This is a genomic window from Rickettsia lanei, from assembly GCF_056242675.1.
Genome location: NZ_CP172233.1, coordinates 448,998 through 467,559 on the forward strand (window position 1 = coordinate 448,998; position 18,562 = coordinate 467,559).

Below are 18,562 nucleotides of genomic sequence, written 5' to 3' on the forward strand. Positions count from 1 at the left end.
CGGGATACCAAATCGTCATTGCGAGCAGCCGTAGGCTGCGTGGCAATCTCATGAAATAATAACAAACTCCTGAGATTGCTTCGTCAAATTACTTTGTAATTTTCCTTGCAATGACGAAAAAACAATATCCACGCAGCAATGCCTCATCGCCTTGTGAATTCCTTGCTCTTTTTGAAGTTAATCTTTGTCTACCATTCTTCATTTCACATCAGTATACTCATAATTCCCTAACCGGTTTTAGTACTAACTTTTTGTTACTAAAGATATTGATTTTAGAAAAGAAATTACTTTTTGGCTTTTTAAAATTACGTTGATAATTTTCACCGGTGATAGCATTATAGCTAGTAATTAAAGAAGGTATAACCTCGTTATAATATATTTTATAAAGGTCATGCATAGTTTCTTTGGTAGTTAAATATCCCCATTTTACGGTTTGTTGCGGTACTCTTGCTAAGGCTTCAATGCAGGCTATCGCTTCTTCAATTTCAGGGTTTTTATTTTTATACACGTCAGCTGCCGGTGATAAATTAGCTTGCATATCTTTAAACATAGCATCAATCATTAATGCCATATATTCATCGGTTTTAAATTTTCTTACAAATATTAGATTATTCCTACTGCTATAATTTAAAAGCCGAAATTTATATATAAAAATCATGAATTTTATAGCATAAACTTTTAAGCCGCTAACTTTATTTGCATTATAAAATTTAAGTTTCGTTTCATAATCTAATTGCTTTTTCATACCTGCTTTAAGGAGCTTACTCAGCAAATTATGACAATGTATTATGTCATTTTTTCTAGCAATTCGTACTTTATCGGTAGCTTTAGTACCGGAAAAATTAGCCGAATGGCGAGTTATTTGCCTGCCTTTATCATCTCTCTTTATATCGGCAAAATGCCCAAGCTCTTGGGCTGCGATAATCTGAAGTCTTGCTGCCGCAGCAAAGCCGTTGCCGTAAGTCGGATGATCTTTATTGTTTTCAGCAAAAGGATTACCGCCGCATGAAACAAAAATAGCTACGTCCTTGCCGTTAGTGCTTTGCATACCGCTATTACCGCCTACTCGTTGCCAGCTAACCATATCCATCATATCGCCGATATTATGTGAGTAGGTAAGAAATACTTCCGTCTTATTAAGAAGAAGCCACCTTATTACGATCGGATGAGCCGACTGAACAAAAATACGTGCTAGCATTTCGGTTACTTCTTTCTTAACCGGCTGTAGCTTTTGTATTTGCTTTTTTAAATTATCGAAAATTGATTTTATTTTTTGATCTGAAGCGGAATTTCTGTATAAATTTTGAAAAAGCTTGGTAGTTTCAGGGATTAAATGCGGGCTTGTTAGCTCTTCTTTACTAACCATTAAGCTTATATTAAGAGCAGGTTCGGTAAACCTTGCAAAATTGCAGCAATCATCGGTATCTATCCGTAATTTACCGGACTTAATTAATTGCATAGCCAAATGCTCATACTCTATTTCCATGTCCTGCTTATAAATAGCAGGAACACGGTCAAGAATGTGATATATGCTAGTCATTTTAAAAATTTAGTGGTTATTTTCTACATTACTTGTTGGTAGTACATCATCATTTTCGTCTATATTTAAAGGTATGAGCTCTAAGTTAAATACAAGCTCAGGTTCATTAGGTACGTGCTTCGGTTTAGGTTCTTCTTCAAATATGAGGTTTACAACAATATCTACCTTAGGGAATACTGAAATTTATCTGACGATTTTAACTTTATTGCATCTAATGGTTTTTGTCTACCATCTTTATTTTTAATACATATGTTAATTGCCTTTCTCCTAAAAAATAAATGAGGATAATCATCGAAAATTTTTGTAATTAGCTCCGCTCCGGCTGTTGCTCGCTAAAATATTTGAGACATACCTTATTACCATATCTAAATATTTTATATGCTAAGAATAAGACAAAACAACCTTGTTCTTCTTCAGTAAATTTATCAGCAAAATATTTTTAATTAAGAAAATCTTCAACTCCTCTTCTGATGCCGGTTGAAGAAATCGCTATTTTTTTTAAAGTGGTTTTGAGTAATCAACCGAAAAGCAAGATATCTTTATACTTCGCAGCTGTCCGCTTTTTGCTTTCTCAGTTATTATTTCAGATTCAGGTACTTGTTTTTCCATTTGCCATAAATCGTACTCTACATTGCCGGGAGTAGTTTTCTTTATATCATCCCATGATGTGCTTAATCCTTCTTTTGTAGTAGTTAAAATTTGATTTAACAACGATTTAGAACTCTTTAATATATCCTCTGCATGATGATACATATAACTAATCAAAGAAATAGTATCTTGAAACGCTAATTTTTCCATAGGATTACTATTCATTTCTTTGATATTATTTGGTATCATAACGAAAAAATTTATTGTGCATTGGCAATTTAGTCGTAAAGAAATTACTGAAATCTTTCTCATTATTTTTTTTGATTTCTACACTCCTTAAATTAGCAAAAAGTAAAGCTAATCTCTGTAGATCTTGTCCTACAGGTACGGGTTATATTAGATTGTTTATTAATCATTTTACAAAATGTAGTAAGTACATCTAATAGCTTTTTTTCTTCCTTAGAGTTAAACATATTATCACCGGCATCATGCAGAACTGCTATTAGAGCAGTGGCAATAGAATTTAAAAAACCGGACGCTGCTATGTCGCCAAGATAACAAACCCATTTTATAAGAGAAGAGGCACTCACACGTTAAATACCCTGCATCATGAACTACTAGGCCTCTACTTACAGCACTAGCAACAATACATACATTGTTGTAAAGCCATATTAAAACATTTATAATATTCTTCTAATTTAGGGTTAATGACTTTCAATTCTTTAATTTGGTTGTTTATATCTGCAGTATACCCAACATTTGCAGATTGTAACATTTTTTTATGTCTGCAATTGCTTGCGCATGTCGAGCTATATCGTGGTCATGTTTAGCTATTATGCTTATTAATGCATTTAATGTTTGACTCACTTCTATTATATCATGCGAATCTTTATTATTAAACGAAGTTAATTGACTACTATCTCTCGATAACATCGGTGAATTATTAGTTTTATTAAGTTCTGGAGTTATTTGACTGAGAATTTCCTGAAATTCTTCCTCATTCTCTGGACAAGATATATATATTTCTTAAGTACAGTACCAGCTTCGCTTAATTTGCCTGCTTTATAAAAAGCTTTTCCTAATAAAACATCAGTATCTTTAGGTTTAGATGTATATAGAGCTGTTTGTCGTAATGAAGCTAATGCCTTAAGGTAAAGGTCTGTTTGTTCCACATTATTATAATACTCTCCCCAACACAAGTAAGTGATGTCTTCATAATAATAGATATTTAGAAAACCTTTATATTGTTTAATTTAAGGTAAATATATTAAGTGCTTCCTTATATTCATTTTTACTTAAAAGTTCTCTTCCTTTAGAGATTAATTGGTTTACGATCTCTTTCATATTCTAATCTATTATTAGTTAATTGTTTAAATCATATTATGGCCGCCGTTGATAGAAATAGTCTCACCTGTGATAAACCGGCATTTTCATCAACTAAAAATGCCACGGCTCTAGCTATTTCTTCCGGCTATCCTAGTCTTTTTTTGGGGATACTATTAACGATTTTAACAAGCACGTCTTCGGGTACTGCTCCTACCATTTCGGTTGCAATATACCCTGGAGCTATACAGTTAATGGTGATATTTTTAGAAGCAGTTTCACGAGCAAGGGCCTTAGTAAAGCTGATAATTCCAGCTTTAGCAGCAGAGTAATTAGTCTGCCCAACCTGCCTTGCTTGAGCATTAATTGAACTGATATTTATTATACGACCGTAATCTTGGTTTCGTCCATTACGCTACTAGACATATTAAAGCAAGAATTGAGATTAACGTTAATCACATCATTCCAATCTTGATGACTCGTTCTATGTAGCATTTTATCTTTGGTAATACCGGCATTATTTACAAGAATACTTACCGATTTTTTAAACTCCTCTTCAATTTCCTGTACTGCTTTTCTACATTCTTCAAAATCCGCAATATTCTAGCGTTTGGTTTTTATACTGTATTTTTCTTCTATTTCTTTAGCAGTGTCATAATTGCGAAAAAATTAGCAACTATCGTAAGACCCTTATTTTTTAATTCTAAAGCGGTAGCTTTACCTATTCCTCTAGTACCGCCTGTTACAATTGTAAGTTCTGACATTATTTCTCCATACTATATTTTGACTTTTATTAAATTTAACCGTTGGGGTTATACTTAGTTTAAGCTATGATACTGATTTAGTTAACGGTTTAACAACTTTCCTATCACTGCGTATTGCGATAGATTCTCTAGGGTGATTTTTTTCATATTCTGCATCTATCTTTTATCCATCTTTTTTTTGTCTGCAATTTTATTAGTTTTAGCAGTTAATGCCATTATAGCAGCAAGTGTTTCTTTTCTACTTTTTGGAATGACTCTTTTATTTTCTTTTTTAGTGCCGTAACAACCTATTGTTGCACCGCTTGCATAAATAATACCTGCTTGCTGAGTAATATGACAGTTTTTAAGTAATTGTTTATCGATGTCTGTTTCTTTTTATACCGGTATATTTTGATACTGCTTGAGATATTTTATTATGTTCATTAAGCCCTTCTCTATCTTTACCGCTGGCACACATTGTGCATATTTCTTCTTTATTAAACTAGTGGTTTTAGTTTCTTGTTTATTTTGTCTTATTTTTGCTGTTAAATTACTTAAGACATCTGATATATTTAGATTAATATTTTCTTTATCAAAAGATATAAAAGGAAGTTTTGTCTCGAAGGATACTCTAAAAGGAATATCTGCTTGTTCAATATTTTTTCTTAATGTTACAGCTTTTTTTAATATTTCTTTTTCCTGATCCGTTAAATTTGCATTGTTAATTGTTTCTGCTGCATTTCCTGTAGGTTTATTTATCCTAAAAAAATGTTCAAATTTGCTTCTCGGTTTAATATGTGCTTTTAATTCATCAATTCCTTTTTCAGTCGGTAAATTTTTTGCTATTTTGTTTAAAGTATCACTCACTCCTGCAAAGTTATTTGTTACTCCTATAAGCCTAAATAAATTAAGAGGAGTATTAGTATTTTTCCCACCGACATTTTCCATAGATTTTTTTGTCTGATCAACAATTGTGGGATCATTGCCAGCTCCTATAGGACCTGAGTTTAATGTATTAGTATGAAGAGTAACGCCATCTTCAAGCCATTCTTGAGCTTGGCGTGCATTTAAGTCGGTAATTTTTGTCTAGAATCTATATCATTTGAAATCGAGGCTAATGTACCTGCATGTTTAGATGTAAGCAATGTTTCAAAATTTTTACCGTCTTTGTCGGTTATTGTCCCAATTTTCTCAAAGGCGTTTTTCATGCCAACAATTTGTCGTAACTGGGTTGGGATAACATGCCTACCGTTTTAAATTGTATCAGTATACTGATCAACAAGCTTCCTCTCGCATTCAGGCATTACATTATACCAGTTTTTACCGTCTCTATTTTGATATTCTTGCTTTTGTTCTTCTGTCAAGTCTTTAAAAGCTACTTCCGCTTCGACTACAATATGCTCTTTTCCCTCATCATTGATGACTTTTGACAAAGTGACTATATTACAATGCTCATCATTGAAATTTTGAAAATCTTTAGCAACATTTAATTTTTTATGAGCATTTTTAATACCACTGTTGCCTAGCAATTCAGCAACACTGTCAATTTCAGCTTGCCTATTTTTTGCGATGTTTTCTTGTGATTTTTCCATATTCAAAGCATTAAAACTATTAATAAATTTTACTGTTTCTTTATTTAATTTCAGCACAAGCTCAGGTTTATTTTTGCCCTTTGCTATGTTTATCGCTCCTCTGATAGCATTTAAATATTGCATTTCAAAAGCTTTAGTGCCTAAAACAATTTTTTCATTGGGATTGTTACGACCGTTACGTATTAATATTGGAGTTTCACCTTTTTTTCAATTTTCACTCTATTTGTTTCTAAAGTAACGCTTATTCCGGGTGTGGTTAAAAATTTTTTTGTATGATTTAATAAAAACTCCTTATCATTATCAAATTGTTTTTTTAATGATGAAAGTATTATAAAATTCTATATGTAGTTGTGCATCTCTTGTTATTTTAATTAAAAATTATTATATAAAAATAGTCTAGTTAAAAATATTTAACTTTATTAATTAAAATATATTATTTATATGAATATTGATAAATTTACTGCACATGCTAAATCAGTGATAGCTAGTAGCCAATCACTTGCTGCTAAAAATGATCATCAGCAAATATTAGCTTTGCATTTATTATCGAGTCTTTTAAGTGAAGAAACAGGTATAATTCAAACCCTTATTAATAATACCGGCGGTAATATAAACTTATTAAAAGATCAAGTTCAGCTAGAACTAAATAAAATCCCAAAAGTTCAGGTTGAGGGAGGGGGACAAGTTTATTCTTCTGCTGAAGCTCTTAAAGTTTTAGAAAAAGCTAGTAGCATTGCTAAAGACAGTGGGGATAGCTTTGTAACCATAGAGCGTATATTTGAAGCATTAACTTATGATAATACTATAGCCGGTAAAATTTTAACGAATAATGGAATTAATAATAAAAAAATAGCAACAGCTATTTTACAGTTTCGTAAAGGCAAAAAGGCAGATACCGAATCGGCAGAAAATAGTTATGATGCTTTAAAGAAATACGGCAGAGACGTAACAGAGCTTGCCGAAAGCGGTAAGCTTGATCCGATCATCGGACGTGATGAAGAAATAAGAAGAACGGTGCAGGTACTATCACGACGTATGAAAAATAATCCTGTATTGATTGGAGAGCCTGGAGTTGGTAAAACTGCTATAATAGAAGGGCTTGCACAACGAATATTTAGTAAGGACGTACCTGAATCGCTTATTAATTGCCGTATTATTGAGCTTGATATGGGAGCTTTAATAGCGGGAGCTAAATATCGAGGCGAATTTGAAGAGCGTCTTAAAGCAGTGCTTAGCGAAATCAAAGAATCAAGCGGTGAAATTATTTTATTTATCGATGAATTGCATCTATTAGTCGGTACGGGAAAAACCGATGGTGTTATGGATGCCTCGAATTTACTAAAGCCGATGCTTGCTCGTGGTGAGCTGCATTGTATCGGTGCTACTACTCTAGATGAATATCGTAAATATATTGAGAAAGATGCGGCACTTGCTCGTCGTTTTCAGCCTGTTTACGTGAGTGAGCCGACGGTTGAGGATACTATATCAATACTTAGAGGAATTAAAGAAAAATATGAGCTGCATCATGCAGTGCGAATTTCCGATAGTGCAATAGTTGCAGCAGCGACGTTATCAAACCGTTATATTACCGATCGTTATTTACCTGATAAAGCTATTGATTTGATTGATGAAGCTTGTAGCCGTATGAAAATAGAGCTATCAAGTAAACCAGAAGAGCTTGATGAGCTGGACCGTCGTATTATTCAGATAAAAATAGAGCTTGCAGCACTTAAAAAAGAAAATGACGAGCATTCTAAAAAGAAAATAGAGCATTTAACTACAGCATTAGAAAAATTAGAGGCTAAATCCTATGATATGGGAGCTAAATGGCAAGCTGAAAAGTCTAAACTACAGCAAACACAAAAGCTCAAAGAAGAACTAGACCGTAGCCGAAACGAGCTTGAACGTGCCGAACGTGATGCTAATCTCGCTAAAGCTAGTGAGCTAAAATACGGAATTATACCTGAGATTATGAAAAAGATTCAGGAAGCCGAAAGTATGGATAATAAAGGGCTGTTAAAAGAAATTGTATCGGAAAGTGATATAGCAAGTATTATCTCTCGTATTACTGGTATTCCAATTGATACGATGCTATCAAGTGAACGTGAGCGTCTGCTTATGATGGAGCAGAAATTACGAGAATCGGTAATAGGCCAGGATAAGGCAATTAAAGGTGTTAGTGATGCGGTAAGAAGATCACGTGCAGGGATTCAAGATATTAACCGCCCGCTTGGTTCGTTCTTATTCTTAGGACCGACCGGAGTCGGTAAAACCGAGCTTACCAAAGCCTTAGCTGGTTTTCTTTTTGATGACCGTAATGCAATACTTCGTATAGATATGTCGGAATATATGGAGAAGCACGCTATTTCTCGTTTGATAGGAGCTCCTCCCGGCTATATCGGATATGATCAAGGCGGAGTGTTAACGGAGGCAGTAAGACGTCGTCCTTATCAGGTAATATTATTTGATGAGGTTGAAAAAGCCCATCCCGACATATTTAATATTATGCTGCAAATACTTGATGAGGGAAGATTAACAGATAGTCAAGGTATAACGGTTGATTTTAAGAATACTATAATAGTTTTAACGTCTAATTTAGGTGCTGAGATACTCGTTAATCAGAAAGAGGACGAAGATACATATAAAGTAAAGGATGAGGTTATGGAATATGTAAAAGCAGTATTTAAACCTGAGTTTTTGAACAGATTAGACGAGATTATATTATTCCATCGCCTAAATCGTAATAATATTCATGATATAGTTAAGATACAGCTTGAAAGTTTAAAGAAAATTTTACTAGCACAAAATATTATTCTTGAATTTGATGAATCTGCATTAAATTATTTAGCCGAAAAAGGTTATGATCCAAGCTTTGGAGCAAGACCATTAAAACGTCTTATCCAGCGGGAAATACAAAATAATTTAGCCAAAATGATTTTAGCAGGCGAAATAAGTAGCGGTAAAACGGTTAAAATAAATGCAAAGGATAAAGAATTGAAGGTAACAATAAGTTGATTAATTTTTTCCGAATAACGCATTATCGCATAATCCACTATTCTTGTTAAAGGCACTGTTTAATAATTATTGATTTTGTCATTGCGAGCTATTAAAAGATTTGTTGCATAGCTCAAAAAACGCGCTTGATGTCATTCCTGCGGAAGCGGGAATGACACAAAACGAGCAATGCAACAAGACCATAACTAATAAGGAGTATGGTCATCTAGAAAAAGTAATAAAAAAATTCTATTAATTAGTATTAATAATATTCAATTTCAGCTAATGTTATACTTTCAGTACCTGATAATTTATAATAATCACTACTAGTAGAGTTAGGAATTTGTAAGTCAAATAATAGTGCTTTTTCTTCTTTATACGGATCAACTAAGTAAGAATTTGTAATATCTGTAACTATTGGCGATAAATAGGTGGTTGTTTCAATAAGCTTATCAATAGCATTCTGTCCGTCTTTTAATATTTTATCGACTAGTTTTTTATCTTTATAAAAAGTATTTACGGCCCCTATTAAGGTTGTTGATATCTCATATATAATAATACCGTTTTTAATTATATTGGTTATATTAGAGTCTAATTTTGCTGTTTTAGAAAAAATTAAAGAAATAACAGTAGGATATTTATTAAATACATTAGGTAGTTCTAAAAAAGCATTTACGGCTGAATAGGCAGCATTGGTTGCTTCTGAAAGACAACTAAATGCTTTGTATATGTTTTCATAATTGCTATTGCTCATAAACTTACCTCTTTTTTATATACGTAATTGCCATGTTTCATGGTAATTATATATCATACTACTAAATTAAGAAGTGTGTCAATATTAAAAAATTATATTTCTTCTTAGAGGATATCAGTAAATAAATTTTAATTACTAATATCCTCTAAACTCCACCTAGCTTTTGGAGAGAAATTCAAAGGAGTAAATAACTTATTATTGTAACGCTCAAGTCCTGCATATGCAATCATTGCAGCATTATCGGTGCATAAGTGGATAGGTGGATAAATAAGCCGATAACCATATGTTTTAGCACAGCTACTTAATATTTTTTGTAAATATTTATTAGCAGCGACACCGCCGGCAATAACTATATTCTTCTTATCAAAATTATTTGTTATTGGTTCATATGCTCTAATAGCATCTTGTACCTTACTACTTAGAATTTCTCCTATAGTAAATTGAAAACTTGCTGCTATATCATTGATTACAGTGTCATTAATTTCCTTTAAATTCATTATTAAAGTACGCACGGCAGTTTTAAGTCCTGAAAAGGACATATTGCAATTACCGCTGTTAATTATAGGTTTTGGAAATTTATATTTATGAGGATCGCCAAGTTTTGCTCTTTTCTCAATTTCAGGTCCTCCGGGAAAAGCTAAGTTTAGCATTTTGGCTACCTTGTCAAAGGCTTCGCCTACGGCATCATCTATAGTAGATCCTAGTATTTTATATTTTCCGAGACCTAAAACTGCTACAAATTGGCAATGTCCGCCTGAAGCTAACAAGAGTAAATAAGGATAAGGAATATTATCGGTTAGTCTTGCGGTTAAAGCATGACCTTCTAAATGATTAATTGCAATAAAGGGTTTTTTTAAAGCACTGCTTAGTGATCTTGCAAACATTGAGCCAACTATAACACCGCCGATTAAACCTGGACCGGAAGTTGCAGCAATTGTACTAATGTCCGTTAATTTAGTGTTGCTTTCTTTTAAAACATTTTTTAATGCTTTATCTAGATGCGATAAGTGAGAACGTGCAGCAATTTCAGGTACTACCCCTCCAAAAACTGCATGTTCTGTATTTTGTGAAATGATTATATTAGATAAGATTTCTCGATTTTCGGTAATTATAGAAACAGCTGTATCATCACAGCTTGATTCTATACCTAAAATTTTTATCATTCAAATTGAAACTAATTAGAGGCGTTGTTAAGTAAAAAATGATAGTTTGCGTCATTGTGAGAAGGTGTTGTCCACGTGGATACCGATGTCATTCCTGTGTAGGCGGGCATGACATAACAGGACCCATGTGAAAACACCAACACCCGCTTGCAATCACGATATCTATCTTTATTTAATAATGCCTAATTAGATACCTTTAAGGTATTTAATTGATTATACAGCTTATAAATAGATTGTTCGGCATCAATAATTTTTTTATTAACTATTTTTAATAGTTTTTCCGAAGATTTTTCTGTTATTTGCGTTGCAGCACTTACTTGCTCCGCTAAATTTTTAAGTGATTCTTGTATTTCTACAAAAGATTTTTTAAATTGTTCTTTGATAGTAATAGATGATTCTTCAAGCTCTTTAATTTTTAAGCATAGATTTTCTAATAAATGATCTATCTTAGTTTGCATTAAAGTCAATTTTTGCTTTTGTTTTTCACTAAGATAGCTTAAAGTTTCTTGCATTTTTGCCTGTATACGTACTTTTGTAGTACGTTCAAGTTCTGAAGCTAAACCGATTTTACTCATTAAAAATATTATCCATTTGTGAACGTCCAAATGATACCATTTTGCACCGTTACGATAATCTGAAGGAAAAGCATGATGGTAATTATGCCAATTTTCACCGAGTAAGAATAATGCCATCCACCAAATATCTCCGGCAGTGCCTTTGTAATATTTTTTACTACCGGCAAAGTGGCATAAAGAATTAACGCAGAAGGTTGCTTGCTGCTGTAGGAATCTACCGAGCCCCATAAATAAAAATCCTGCATATGCCGATTGCATAGTACCACCGACTAAGTAACCGATAAATAAAGGCACGACAATATTCATAAAAGCTGCTATTTGCCAATAATATTTTAGCTGCCATTTTAATAAATTGTTTTTCCCGTGCTTAGCCCAAGTAATGCGATCAATAGACTTATAGCTACCGCTTCCGACTAGCATCCATCCTATATGAGACCACATAAAGCCTAAAAATTTATTATCAAATTTTAAAGGAGTATGCGGATCTTGGTCTTGGTCCGTATATCTATGATGTTTATAATGATTCGATGCCCAAGATAAAGCTGGTCCTTGTAATGTTCCTGCAGACAGCATAATTAAGACAAACTCGGCATATTTATTTATTTTATAGGCATTATGAGACCATAACCTATGCAAACCGATCCCAACGGTAATATTATTAATATAATAACTAGCAATTATAAAAATAACTTCAGTTAGCCCTATTCCATAATCAAACGAATATTTAACTACAAGAGATATAATAAAAATAGGATAAAATATTAAAGCAAATAAAGCGGGCTTATTTAGTTTACTTAACATAAAATTTACAGTTTTTAGTTATAAAATATATAAATCGGCAACGAATAAAATCTTAATTATATTATACATCAATATTAATAGATATTAACATACTTAATGCATAAATACAAAGAAAATTTTGACAATAAAATTCTAGTTATCCTTATTTAGACAATAACCGATAAACGAACGGTTGTAATAATTAAATTGTTTTTCCCTAAGACCTCTCTAATCCTATTTATATGAACATCTATAGAGACGTTCATTAAAGGTCTTTTCACTTTCCCATAAATATTTTATTATTTCTTACGCAAAAATACTTCATTTGGGACCTGAAAAAAAGTTGTAAAATTTAAAACTCAGTAGGACCTAGAGGAATATTCAGTCCGTCTTTGTATACTTTTGCAGTATTTAAATCAATATTTAGATTCTTAAATTTAATAATATTATCTTGTACAACTGACTTGAAACGTCTCAATAAGCTCTTTAAAGTACCTACTATTTGCTCAGATAAGAAGGGCTTATAAAAAAATAGCACGTTATAGTCTATTTCTGTTAGTTATTTATTGTTATTAAAGGATTTTCTTGTAATTCTGCACTAATAATCATGATAACAAGCAGCTGACTAAAAAAATAAGTTAATGCTTTTTCTAGAGTTGAAGCCCTCATTATATTAAATCCTGCTCTCTCTTATATCATTACTTAAAGAAATATTAACACTTTTTTATTTTTTTTCTTCTATAATTAAAACTGCAGGTAATAGCTCATCAAACACTGAATTAATCTTTAGTAAATAAAAAAAATTTTGTAATAATTTTCTAATTTATTAGGATTTATAGCAAACTTTTTATAAAAAGAAACAAAGAAATAATAATTTTTTAAAGATAATACTTGAATTTAATAGTTTTAGTTGCTATTAATACTTTATTTTAAAGTTTGTTGGAGATTCTTATATATCATGAGCTTTTATGAGTCAGTTTTTATTATACGTCAAGACGTATCATTAAACGATATAGATAAAATCGTTGATGATTTTGCTAAAATTATTAAAGATAATAATGGCACTATCATAAAAAAAGAATATTGGGGGTTAAGAACTTTAGCTTACAAAATCGGTAATAACAAAAAAGGACATTATTATTTTTTAGGTCTAGATATTACTGGTAATGTAAAAGAAGAGCTAGAAAGAAAAATGAAGCTTAACGAAAATATCATTAGATTTCTTACAATTCAAGCAGATTCAATTAGTAGTGAACCTTCACCGATATTAAAAAATCAAAGTACAGAGAATGCTCCGGTAATTGACGTAACGATTAATAATTAAATTTGTAAGAATTAAGGTTAAAGAATGTTAAAAAGTAATAATGCTAGTGAAACAGCTGCTCACAAGGTAGGAGATAAAACTGCTAAAAAAGTATTTTTTAGAAGACGTAAAGGATGCCCTCTTTCTGTGCCTAATGCACCTGTTATTGATTATAAAAACCCTGAGCTTTTAATAAAATTTGTCTCTGAAGGCGGTAGAATGTTACCAAGCAGGATCACAAATGTTTGTGCAAAGAAACAAAGAAAGCTAAATAATGCTATTAAAATTGCAAGAATTTTAGCGTTATTACCTTTTGTATTTCAAGCTAAATAAAGGCATAATACATGGAAATTATATTAATAAAACCCGTAAGAAAATTAGGTAAAATTGGCGACATACTCAAAGTAGCAGACGGGTTTGGTCGTAATTATCTTTTACCGCAAAAATTAGCTATTAGAGCTACTGAGCCTAATAAAGAGCTAATAGTTAAACAAAAACACGAATTTGAAGCAAAAGATAAGCAAATAAGAGAAGAAGTAGAAAAAATTAATGCTCTTATTAAAGATCAACAATTAGTTTTTATCCGTCAAACATCAAATGACGGTAAACTTTTCGGTTCGGTTACTAATAAAGAAATAGCCAATAAATTATCTGAAAATATATCTTATAATATTTCTCATTCAAATATTATTCTTGATAAACAAATTAAATCTACCGGAATTTATACAGTTGAAATAAGACTCCATGCAGAGCTTAATGCTATAGTTACGGTTATTGTTGCAAGATCAGAATCAGAAGCACAAGATTATTTACGCGAACAAAAGACTGAAACTTCAGAAGATTTAGCTGAGTCAGCATAAATTTTTTTTATCATCTAATTGTGTAGTTTTTTGTTACCATTGCAAAAGTAGAGCATTGTTGTATGGATTGAGAAACTTGCTCGATGTCATTCCTGCGTAGGTGGGCCCAGCATAAAGCAAGATAAATCGGGCTTTTAATTTCAAGAATTTGCTGTATTTATACTTTTTTTCTGGATTCCTGCTTTCGCAGGAATGACATAAGAGCCATGCAACAACGTCCCGCCTACGCGGAAATGACATACTACTAAGTTTGACCACAATATCCAAACACTTTACAAACAATACTAACATTTTTCAACCATGCTATATGAAAAATTTGAGTATAATATCAATAATCTAATAGGTAATTTTAGCTTATCTAAAATATCGATTGCAGTATCTGGTGGGAGCGATTCGGTAGCACTTCTTTATCTTGCTAATATTTGGGCAGAGAAAAATAATATAGAATTATTTGTTATATCGGTTGATCATAACTTACGGGAACAGTCGAAGCAAGAGACCCATTATATCCAAAATATCAGTAATAGTCTAAGTCGCAAGCATTATAGTTTATCTTTTGACCATCAAAATAATTTTTCCAATTTACAAGAAAGAGCAAGAGAAGGACGCTATGATTTGATGACCAATCTATGTCTAGAACTCGATATATTAGTACTTTTAACTGCTCACCATGAAGATGATTACGTAGAAAATTTTTGTTTAAGATTAGAGCGTAATAGCGGTATATTTGGACTTAGTAGCAGTAATATCAATTGGTATAATAATATACACATCATTAGACCGCTATATAATATTCCAAAAAGTGAATTAGTAGAATATTTAGTCAGTCATAATATAAAATGGTTTGAAGATGAGTCAAATTCATCTGATAAATATAGACGAAATGTTATTAGGCAAAAATTAGCTAAAGGTGCAGATTATATTAGACATTTTTCCAAACCAGTTTATAGAGAGGAATTTAAAGGCAACACGGAACGCAGCACCGCAGCGTACACAAGCGTACGTGAGGATGCGAGTACCGGAATGGCATCTAAATTATCTCTAGAAGCGAAGTGTGGAAAGATGTCTAAAGCCGCAATAATCTCACAACAACTTAAAACCAACAAACGTATAGAAAACGAGTTTAAGCCTGAATTAATATCGGCGATAGCTGAAGCGGTCAAGATTTTTGAATATGGCTTTGCTTTTCTTGATTTAGTTAAATTTGATCAGTTTTCAAATGAGGTGAAAGTACAAATAATTAATTTTTTACTGATAATAATTAGTGGACAATCTAGAGCAGCTCGTTTTTATTCGGTAGAACCTATTTTGAAATTAATTACTCAAGACGTAAACTTTAAGAATACACTTCATGGCTGTATAATTAAGCGCATACAAAACGAGTTACTTATATACAGGGAATTCGGCAAAAAATTGCCTGAGAGTAAAATATTACTAGATAAATCCGTTATTTGGGATAATAGATTTTGTATCACAAAAAATCAAGAAACTCCAAATTGTTTTGTAACTCATCTATCGTTAAAAGATTATAAAATAATAAAGACACAATTAGATTTAGAACCTTTGAAAAATCTATCTTGCAAAAACCACAATGCAGTTTTATTGACCTTACCTATCATTAAAATACTTGAAAAAGTTATAGCAATACCACATATATCATATTATGATAACGACATGTGGAACTTTGAAGTATCTTTTTCTCCAAATTTTGTATCTCGTTTCACCCATTTTTGCTAACACCGGTATTTAAGAGGTTATCTGTAAATAAATTTTAACTATAAAATTTATTTACAGACCTCTCTTATACCAATAAAAATTTTTATTAGGTTTTATATCGATGAATAATCAAGGTAGAAGTATTTTAGCTTGGGCAGTACTTTTTATTTTTGTAATATTACTGTTTAATGTGTTCCAATCTGACGGTTTACTTGGTGGAAGAAATAATATAACTTTCTCGGATTTTTTAACACGAGTTGATGAAAAGACCGTTAATTCGGTAAAAATTCAGGGTAGAGTAATTGAAGGCACTTCAAATGACGGCTCTACTTTTAATACTTATGCTCCTGATTATCCTGATTTAGTAAATCGTCTTACTAGCAATGACGTTAATATTGAAGTAGTGCCTCTTGAAACAAGAATGAATACCTTTTTAGGCTTTTTAATTTCTTGGTTTCCTATGCTTTTATTGATAGGTGTTTGGGTTTTTTTCATGCGTCAAATGCATGGAGGTGGGAAAGCTATGGGGTTTGGAAAATCTAAAGCTAGGTTGCTATCAGATAAAGGACCAAAAATTACCTTTAAAGATGTAGCAGGTATCGATGAAGCAAAAGAAGAATTAACTGAAATAGTAGATTTTTTAAGGGATCCAAGCAAGTTCCAAAAGCTTGGTGGTAAAATACCGAAAGGCTGCTTACTTATAGGTCCTCCCGGAACCGGTAAGACACTTCTTGCTAAAGCAATTGCAGGTGAGGCTAATGTTCCGTTTTTTAGCATATCCGGTTCTGATTTTGTTGAAATGTTTGTAGGTGTCGGTGCAAGCCGTGTGCGTGACATGTTTGAACAGGGTAAACGTAATGCTCCTTGTATTATCTTTATCGATGAAATTGATGCGGTAGGTCGCCATAGAGGTATCGGTATGGGTGGCGGCAATGATGAACGTGAGCAAACCTTAAACCAAATGTTAGTCGAAATGGATGGATTTGAAGCAAACGAGGGAGTTGTGATCATTGCAGCTACAAACCGTCCTGACGTTCTTGATCGTGCATTACTGCGTCCCGGTAGGTTTGATCGTCAAATTGCCGTTGCAAACCCTGATATAAACGGTCGTGAGCAAATTCTAAAAGTACATTTAAAGAAAATTAAATATAATAGTACGGTATTAGCACGAATTATTGCTCGCGGTACTCCGGGCTTTTCCGGTGCTGAACTTGCTAACTTAGTTAATGAAGCTGCTCTTATTGCTGCAAGGCTTGGTAAGAAAGAAGTAGATATGCAAGACATGGAAGAGGCAAAAGATAAGGTGCTGATGGGAGTTGCACGTCGCTCCATTGCAATGTCGGAGAAAGAAAAAAGGTTGACTGCATATCATGAAGGCGGACATGCATTAGTAGGACTTTATTGTCCTGCAGCATCACCTATTCATAAGGCTACGATTATACCGCGTGGTAATGCTCTTGGGATGGTGCAAAGACTTCCTGAAACTGATGAATATTCTCAGAATCGTGAACAGATGGAATCATCTATAGCAGTTTATATGGCAGGAAGAGTAGCGGAGGAAATTATTTTCGGTAGAAATAAAGTGACCTCAGGAGCTTCGTCGGATATAAAAGGTGCAACTAATATTGCCAGAGCGATGGTTACAAAAGCAGGTTTAAGTGATTTAATAGGACCGATATTTCACGGTTCAAGTGGTGACGATATGTATGGTAGACAACCTAATAATGAAACCTCGGAAGCTACTGCAGAGTTAATTGATGCTGAAGTTAAAAGAATTATTACGCAAGGATATGAATTTGCAAAAGATATTTTAACAAAACATATAGATCAACTTCATACCTTAGCAAATGCTTTAATTGAATATGAGACATTGTCCGGTCAGCAAATTAAAAATTTACTTAGTGGTAGAGCTTTAGATTCAGAAGAGGAGAATAAATTTCCTTTTAATGATTCATCTACTATAAAAATAGATAAAGAAAAATCACTTGAGAAAACAAAAACGACTAAAGCTAAAAAAGAAAATTACGCTTCCTAAGTTTAGTAGTATAATTTACGTATAAATTTATAGATTTATTTTGTGGTATCGGTGGTTTTAGAAAAGCCTTGGAAATAAAGCGGCTTGAATGTGTTTTTTCATAGACAAAGATGTACAAGAAGCATATAAAAGAAATTTCGGTGATAAGCCATATGGTGATATTATGGAAATATCAGAAACCAAAATCCCTAAACATGATATTTGATGTGCCGGTTTTCCTTGCCAATCTTTTAGTATTTCAGGTAAGAGGCTTGGTATAGGAGATGTAGACTTTTGTATTAATCAGAATAGTACAATATCACAAACCCTATATATTATTGCTTGAGAATGTTAAAAATATTCTGAATATTAATAATGGCAGCGTAATTGAAACTAAAAAATTAGATGAGATTATAAAATATATATGACTCAATAAAAGAGCAGTTTAATGGATAATGGAATATACTTGATCAACTTCAAAATTGGCGAAGTCGTTCTACAAGTACTGTGGTACTCACGTGTTAAGTATACGCTGCGTTCCTTGTCTTGTGAACTCCTGGCTCTTTTTGAAGTTGATCTTCGTATATGGATTGCTAACTATAAATATCGTCATTGTG

18 protein-coding genes and 3 pseudogenes are annotated in these 18,562 nt (G+C 32.5%); 8 read left to right on the forward strand and 13 right to left on the reverse strand.

Going from position 1 to position 18,562, the window contains the following annotated elements; translation table 11 throughout:
• Nucleotides 1-217: 217 nt before the first annotated feature.
• The 10 genes and pseudogenes from ACHBLB_RS02695 to ACHBLB_RS02740 all read right to left on the reverse strand — a co-directional run bounded on the left by ACHBLB_RS02695 (nt 218) and on the right by ACHBLB_RS02740 (nt 5,909).
• Entirely contained in the window at nt 218-1,540 is a 1,323-nt protein-coding gene (locus ACHBLB_RS02695; RefSeq protein ID WP_475842441.1) for a DUF2748 family protein, read from the reverse strand.
• Nucleotides 1,541-1,549: 9 nt separating this feature from the next.
• A pseudogene (locus ACHBLB_RS02700) lies at nt 1,550-2,061 on the reverse strand (hypothetical protein).
• A 408-nt stretch (nt 2,062-2,469) separates the two neighbouring features.
• Nucleotides 2,470-2,718, reverse strand: coding sequence for a hypothetical protein (locus tag ACHBLB_RS02705; protein ID WP_475842443.1), 249 nt, complete (start codon nt 2,716-2,718; stop codon nt 2,470-2,472).
• A 47-nt stretch (nt 2,719-2,765) separates the two neighbouring features.
• Complete coding sequence (locus tag ACHBLB_RS02710; RefSeq protein WP_230454137.1) at nt 2,766-2,903, reverse strand: hypothetical protein; 138 nt, start codon at nt 2,901-2,903, stop codon at nt 2,766-2,768.
• Nucleotides 2,864-3,061, reverse strand: coding sequence for a hypothetical protein (locus tag ACHBLB_RS02715; protein ID WP_004996895.1), 198 nt, complete (start codon nt 3,059-3,061; stop codon nt 2,864-2,866). Before ACHBLB_RS02715 ends, ACHBLB_RS02710 begins: the two co-directional genes overlap by 40 nt.
• Before the next feature lie 32 nt (nt 3,062-3,093).
• Nucleotides 3,094-3,300, reverse strand: coding sequence for a hypothetical protein (locus ACHBLB_RS02720; protein ID WP_475842445.1), 207 nt, complete (start codon nt 3,298-3,300; stop codon nt 3,094-3,096).
• 198 nt (nt 3,301-3,498) lie between these two features.
• A pseudogene (locus tag ACHBLB_RS02725) lies at nt 3,499-4,215 on the reverse strand (SDR family oxidoreductase).
• A 375-nt stretch (nt 4,216-4,590) separates the two neighbouring features.
• On the reverse strand, nt 4,591-5,142 hold the full coding sequence (locus ACHBLB_RS02730; protein ID WP_475842447.1) for a hypothetical protein: 552 nt from the start codon (nt 5,140-5,142) through the stop codon (nt 4,591-4,593).
• Nucleotides 5,143-5,261: 119 nt separating this feature from the next.
• Nucleotides 5,262-5,402, reverse strand: coding sequence for a hypothetical protein (locus ACHBLB_RS02735; protein ID WP_475842449.1), 141 nt, complete (start codon nt 5,400-5,402; stop codon nt 5,262-5,264).
• Between the two features lie 45 nt (nt 5,403-5,447).
• Nucleotides 5,448-5,909, reverse strand: a complete 462-nt coding sequence (locus ACHBLB_RS02740) for a hypothetical protein (RefSeq protein WP_475842451.1) — start codon at nt 5,907-5,909, stop codon at nt 5,448-5,450.
• 318 nt (nt 5,910-6,227) lie between these two features.
• Between ACHBLB_RS02740 and clpB the strand changes: the two genes are divergently transcribed.
• Entirely contained in the window at nt 6,228-8,801 is a 2,574-nt protein-coding gene (clpB, locus tag ACHBLB_RS02745; RefSeq protein WP_475842453.1) for an ATP-dependent chaperone ClpB, read from the forward strand.
• Between the two features lie 241 nt (nt 8,802-9,042).
• Here the strand turns inward: clpB and ACHBLB_RS02750 are convergent, their stop codons facing one another.
• The 3 genes from ACHBLB_RS02750 to ACHBLB_RS02760 all read right to left on the reverse strand — a co-directional run bounded on the left by ACHBLB_RS02750 (nt 9,043) and on the right by ACHBLB_RS02760 (nt 12,073).
• A complete protein-coding gene (locus tag ACHBLB_RS02750; RefSeq protein WP_475842455.1) occupies nt 9,043-9,534 on the reverse strand; it encodes a DUF5424 family protein in 492 nt (163 codons plus the stop codon).
• 128 nt (nt 9,535-9,662) lie between these two features.
• Complete coding sequence (gene tsaD / locus ACHBLB_RS02755; protein ID WP_475842457.1) at nt 9,663-10,697, reverse strand: tRNA (adenosine(37)-N6)-threonylcarbamoyltransferase complex transferase subunit TsaD; 1,035 nt, start codon at nt 10,695-10,697, stop codon at nt 9,663-9,665.
• Nucleotides 10,698-10,879: 182 nt separating this feature from the next.
• Nucleotides 10,880-12,073, reverse strand: a complete 1,194-nt coding sequence (locus ACHBLB_RS02760; protein WP_016925901.1) for a fatty acid desaturase — start codon at nt 12,071-12,073, stop codon at nt 10,880-10,882.
• Between the two features lie 937 nt (nt 12,074-13,010).
• On the opposite strand from ACHBLB_RS02760, the gene rpsF reads away from it, so the two are divergent.
• The 7 genes and pseudogenes from rpsF (at nt 13,011) to ACHBLB_RS02795 (ending at nt 18,373) form a co-directional block, all read left to right on the forward strand.
• Nucleotides 13,011-13,376: a 30S ribosomal protein S6 gene (rpsF, locus tag ACHBLB_RS02765; protein ID WP_012150292.1), complete on the forward strand. Its 366-nt coding sequence runs from the start codon at nt 13,011-13,013 to the stop codon at nt 13,374-13,376.
• Nucleotides 13,377-13,400: 24 nt separating this feature from the next.
• A complete protein-coding gene (gene rpsR, locus ACHBLB_RS02770) occupies nt 13,401-13,688 on the forward strand; it encodes a 30S ribosomal protein S18 (RefSeq protein WP_004996865.1) in 288 nt (95 codons plus the stop codon).
• Between the two features lie 11 nt (nt 13,689-13,699).
• Nucleotides 13,700-14,215: a 50S ribosomal protein L9 gene (gene rplI, locus ACHBLB_RS02775; RefSeq protein ID WP_475842458.1), complete on the forward strand. Its 516-nt coding sequence runs from the start codon at nt 13,700-13,702 to the stop codon at nt 14,213-14,215.
• Between the two features lie 300 nt (nt 14,216-14,515).
• Entirely contained in the window at nt 14,516-15,952 is a 1,437-nt protein-coding gene (gene tilS / locus ACHBLB_RS02780) for a tRNA lysidine(34) synthetase TilS (protein WP_475842460.1), read from the forward strand.
• Nucleotides 15,953-16,052: 100 nt separating this feature from the next.
• Entirely contained in the window at nt 16,053-17,966 is a 1,914-nt protein-coding gene (gene ftsH, locus ACHBLB_RS02785) for an ATP-dependent zinc metalloprotease FtsH (RefSeq protein ID WP_475842462.1), read from the forward strand.
• Nucleotides 17,967-18,034: 68 nt separating this feature from the next.
• Nucleotides 18,035-18,171 (forward strand): annotated as a pseudogene (locus ACHBLB_RS02790) (DNA cytosine methyltransferase).
• Nucleotides 18,172-18,283: 112 nt separating this feature from the next.
• The gene (locus ACHBLB_RS02795; protein ID WP_475842464.1) at nt 18,284-18,373 is read left to right on the forward strand and encodes a hypothetical protein; all 90 of its coding nucleotides are present in this window, start codon (nt 18,284-18,286) and stop codon (nt 18,371-18,373) included.
• Nucleotides 18,374-18,562 lie beyond the last annotated feature (189 nt).

Bases quoted from the DNA above. Each gene is read 5' to 3' on its own strand.
- ACHBLB_RS02695 (WP_475842441.1), bottom strand. From the start codon at position 1,540: ATGACTAGCATATATCACATTCTTGACCGTGTTCCTGCTATTTATAAG.
- ACHBLB_RS02710 (WP_230454137.1), bottom strand. From the start codon at position 2,903: ATGTTACAATCTGCAAATGTTGGGTATACTGCAGATATAAACAACCAA.
- ACHBLB_RS02715 (WP_004996895.1), bottom strand. From the start codon at position 3,061: ATGTTATCGAGAGATAGTAGTCAATTAACTTCGTTTAATAATAAAGAT.
- ACHBLB_RS02730 (WP_475842447.1), bottom strand. From the start codon at position 5,142: ATGGAAAATGTCGGTGGGAAAAATACTAATACTCCTCTTAATTTATTT.
- ACHBLB_RS02735 (WP_475842449.1), bottom strand. From the start codon at position 5,402: ATGAAAAACGCCTTTGAGAAAATTGGGACAATAACCGACAAAGACGGT.
- ACHBLB_RS02740 (WP_475842451.1), bottom strand. From the start codon at position 5,909: ATGCAATATTTAAATGCTATCAGAGGAGCGATAAACATAGCAAAGGGC.
- clpB (WP_475842453.1), top strand. From the start codon at position 6,228: ATGAATATTGATAAATTTACTGCACATGCTAAATCAGTGATAGCTAGT.
- ACHBLB_RS02750 (WP_475842455.1), bottom strand. From the start codon at position 9,534: ATGAGCAATAGCAATTATGAAAACATATACAAAGCATTTAGTTGTCTT.
- tsaD (WP_475842457.1), bottom strand. From the start codon at position 10,697: ATGATAAAAATTTTAGGTATAGAATCAAGCTGTGATGATACAGCTGTT.
- ACHBLB_RS02760 (WP_016925901.1), bottom strand. From the start codon at position 12,073: ATGTTAAGTAAACTAAATAAGCCCGCTTTATTTGCTTTAATATTTTAT.
- rpsF (WP_012150292.1), top strand. From the start codon at position 13,011: ATGAGCTTTTATGAGTCAGTTTTTATTATACGTCAAGACGTATCATTA.
- rpsR (WP_004996865.1), top strand. From the start codon at position 13,401: ATGTTAAAAAGTAATAATGCTAGTGAAACAGCTGCTCACAAGGTAGGA.
- rplI (WP_475842458.1), top strand. From the start codon at position 13,700: ATGGAAATTATATTAATAAAACCCGTAAGAAAATTAGGTAAAATTGGC.
- tilS (WP_475842460.1), top strand. From the start codon at position 14,516: ATGCTATATGAAAAATTTGAGTATAATATCAATAATCTAATAGGTAAT.
- ftsH (WP_475842462.1), top strand. From the start codon at position 16,053: ATGAATAATCAAGGTAGAAGTATTTTAGCTTGGGCAGTACTTTTTATT.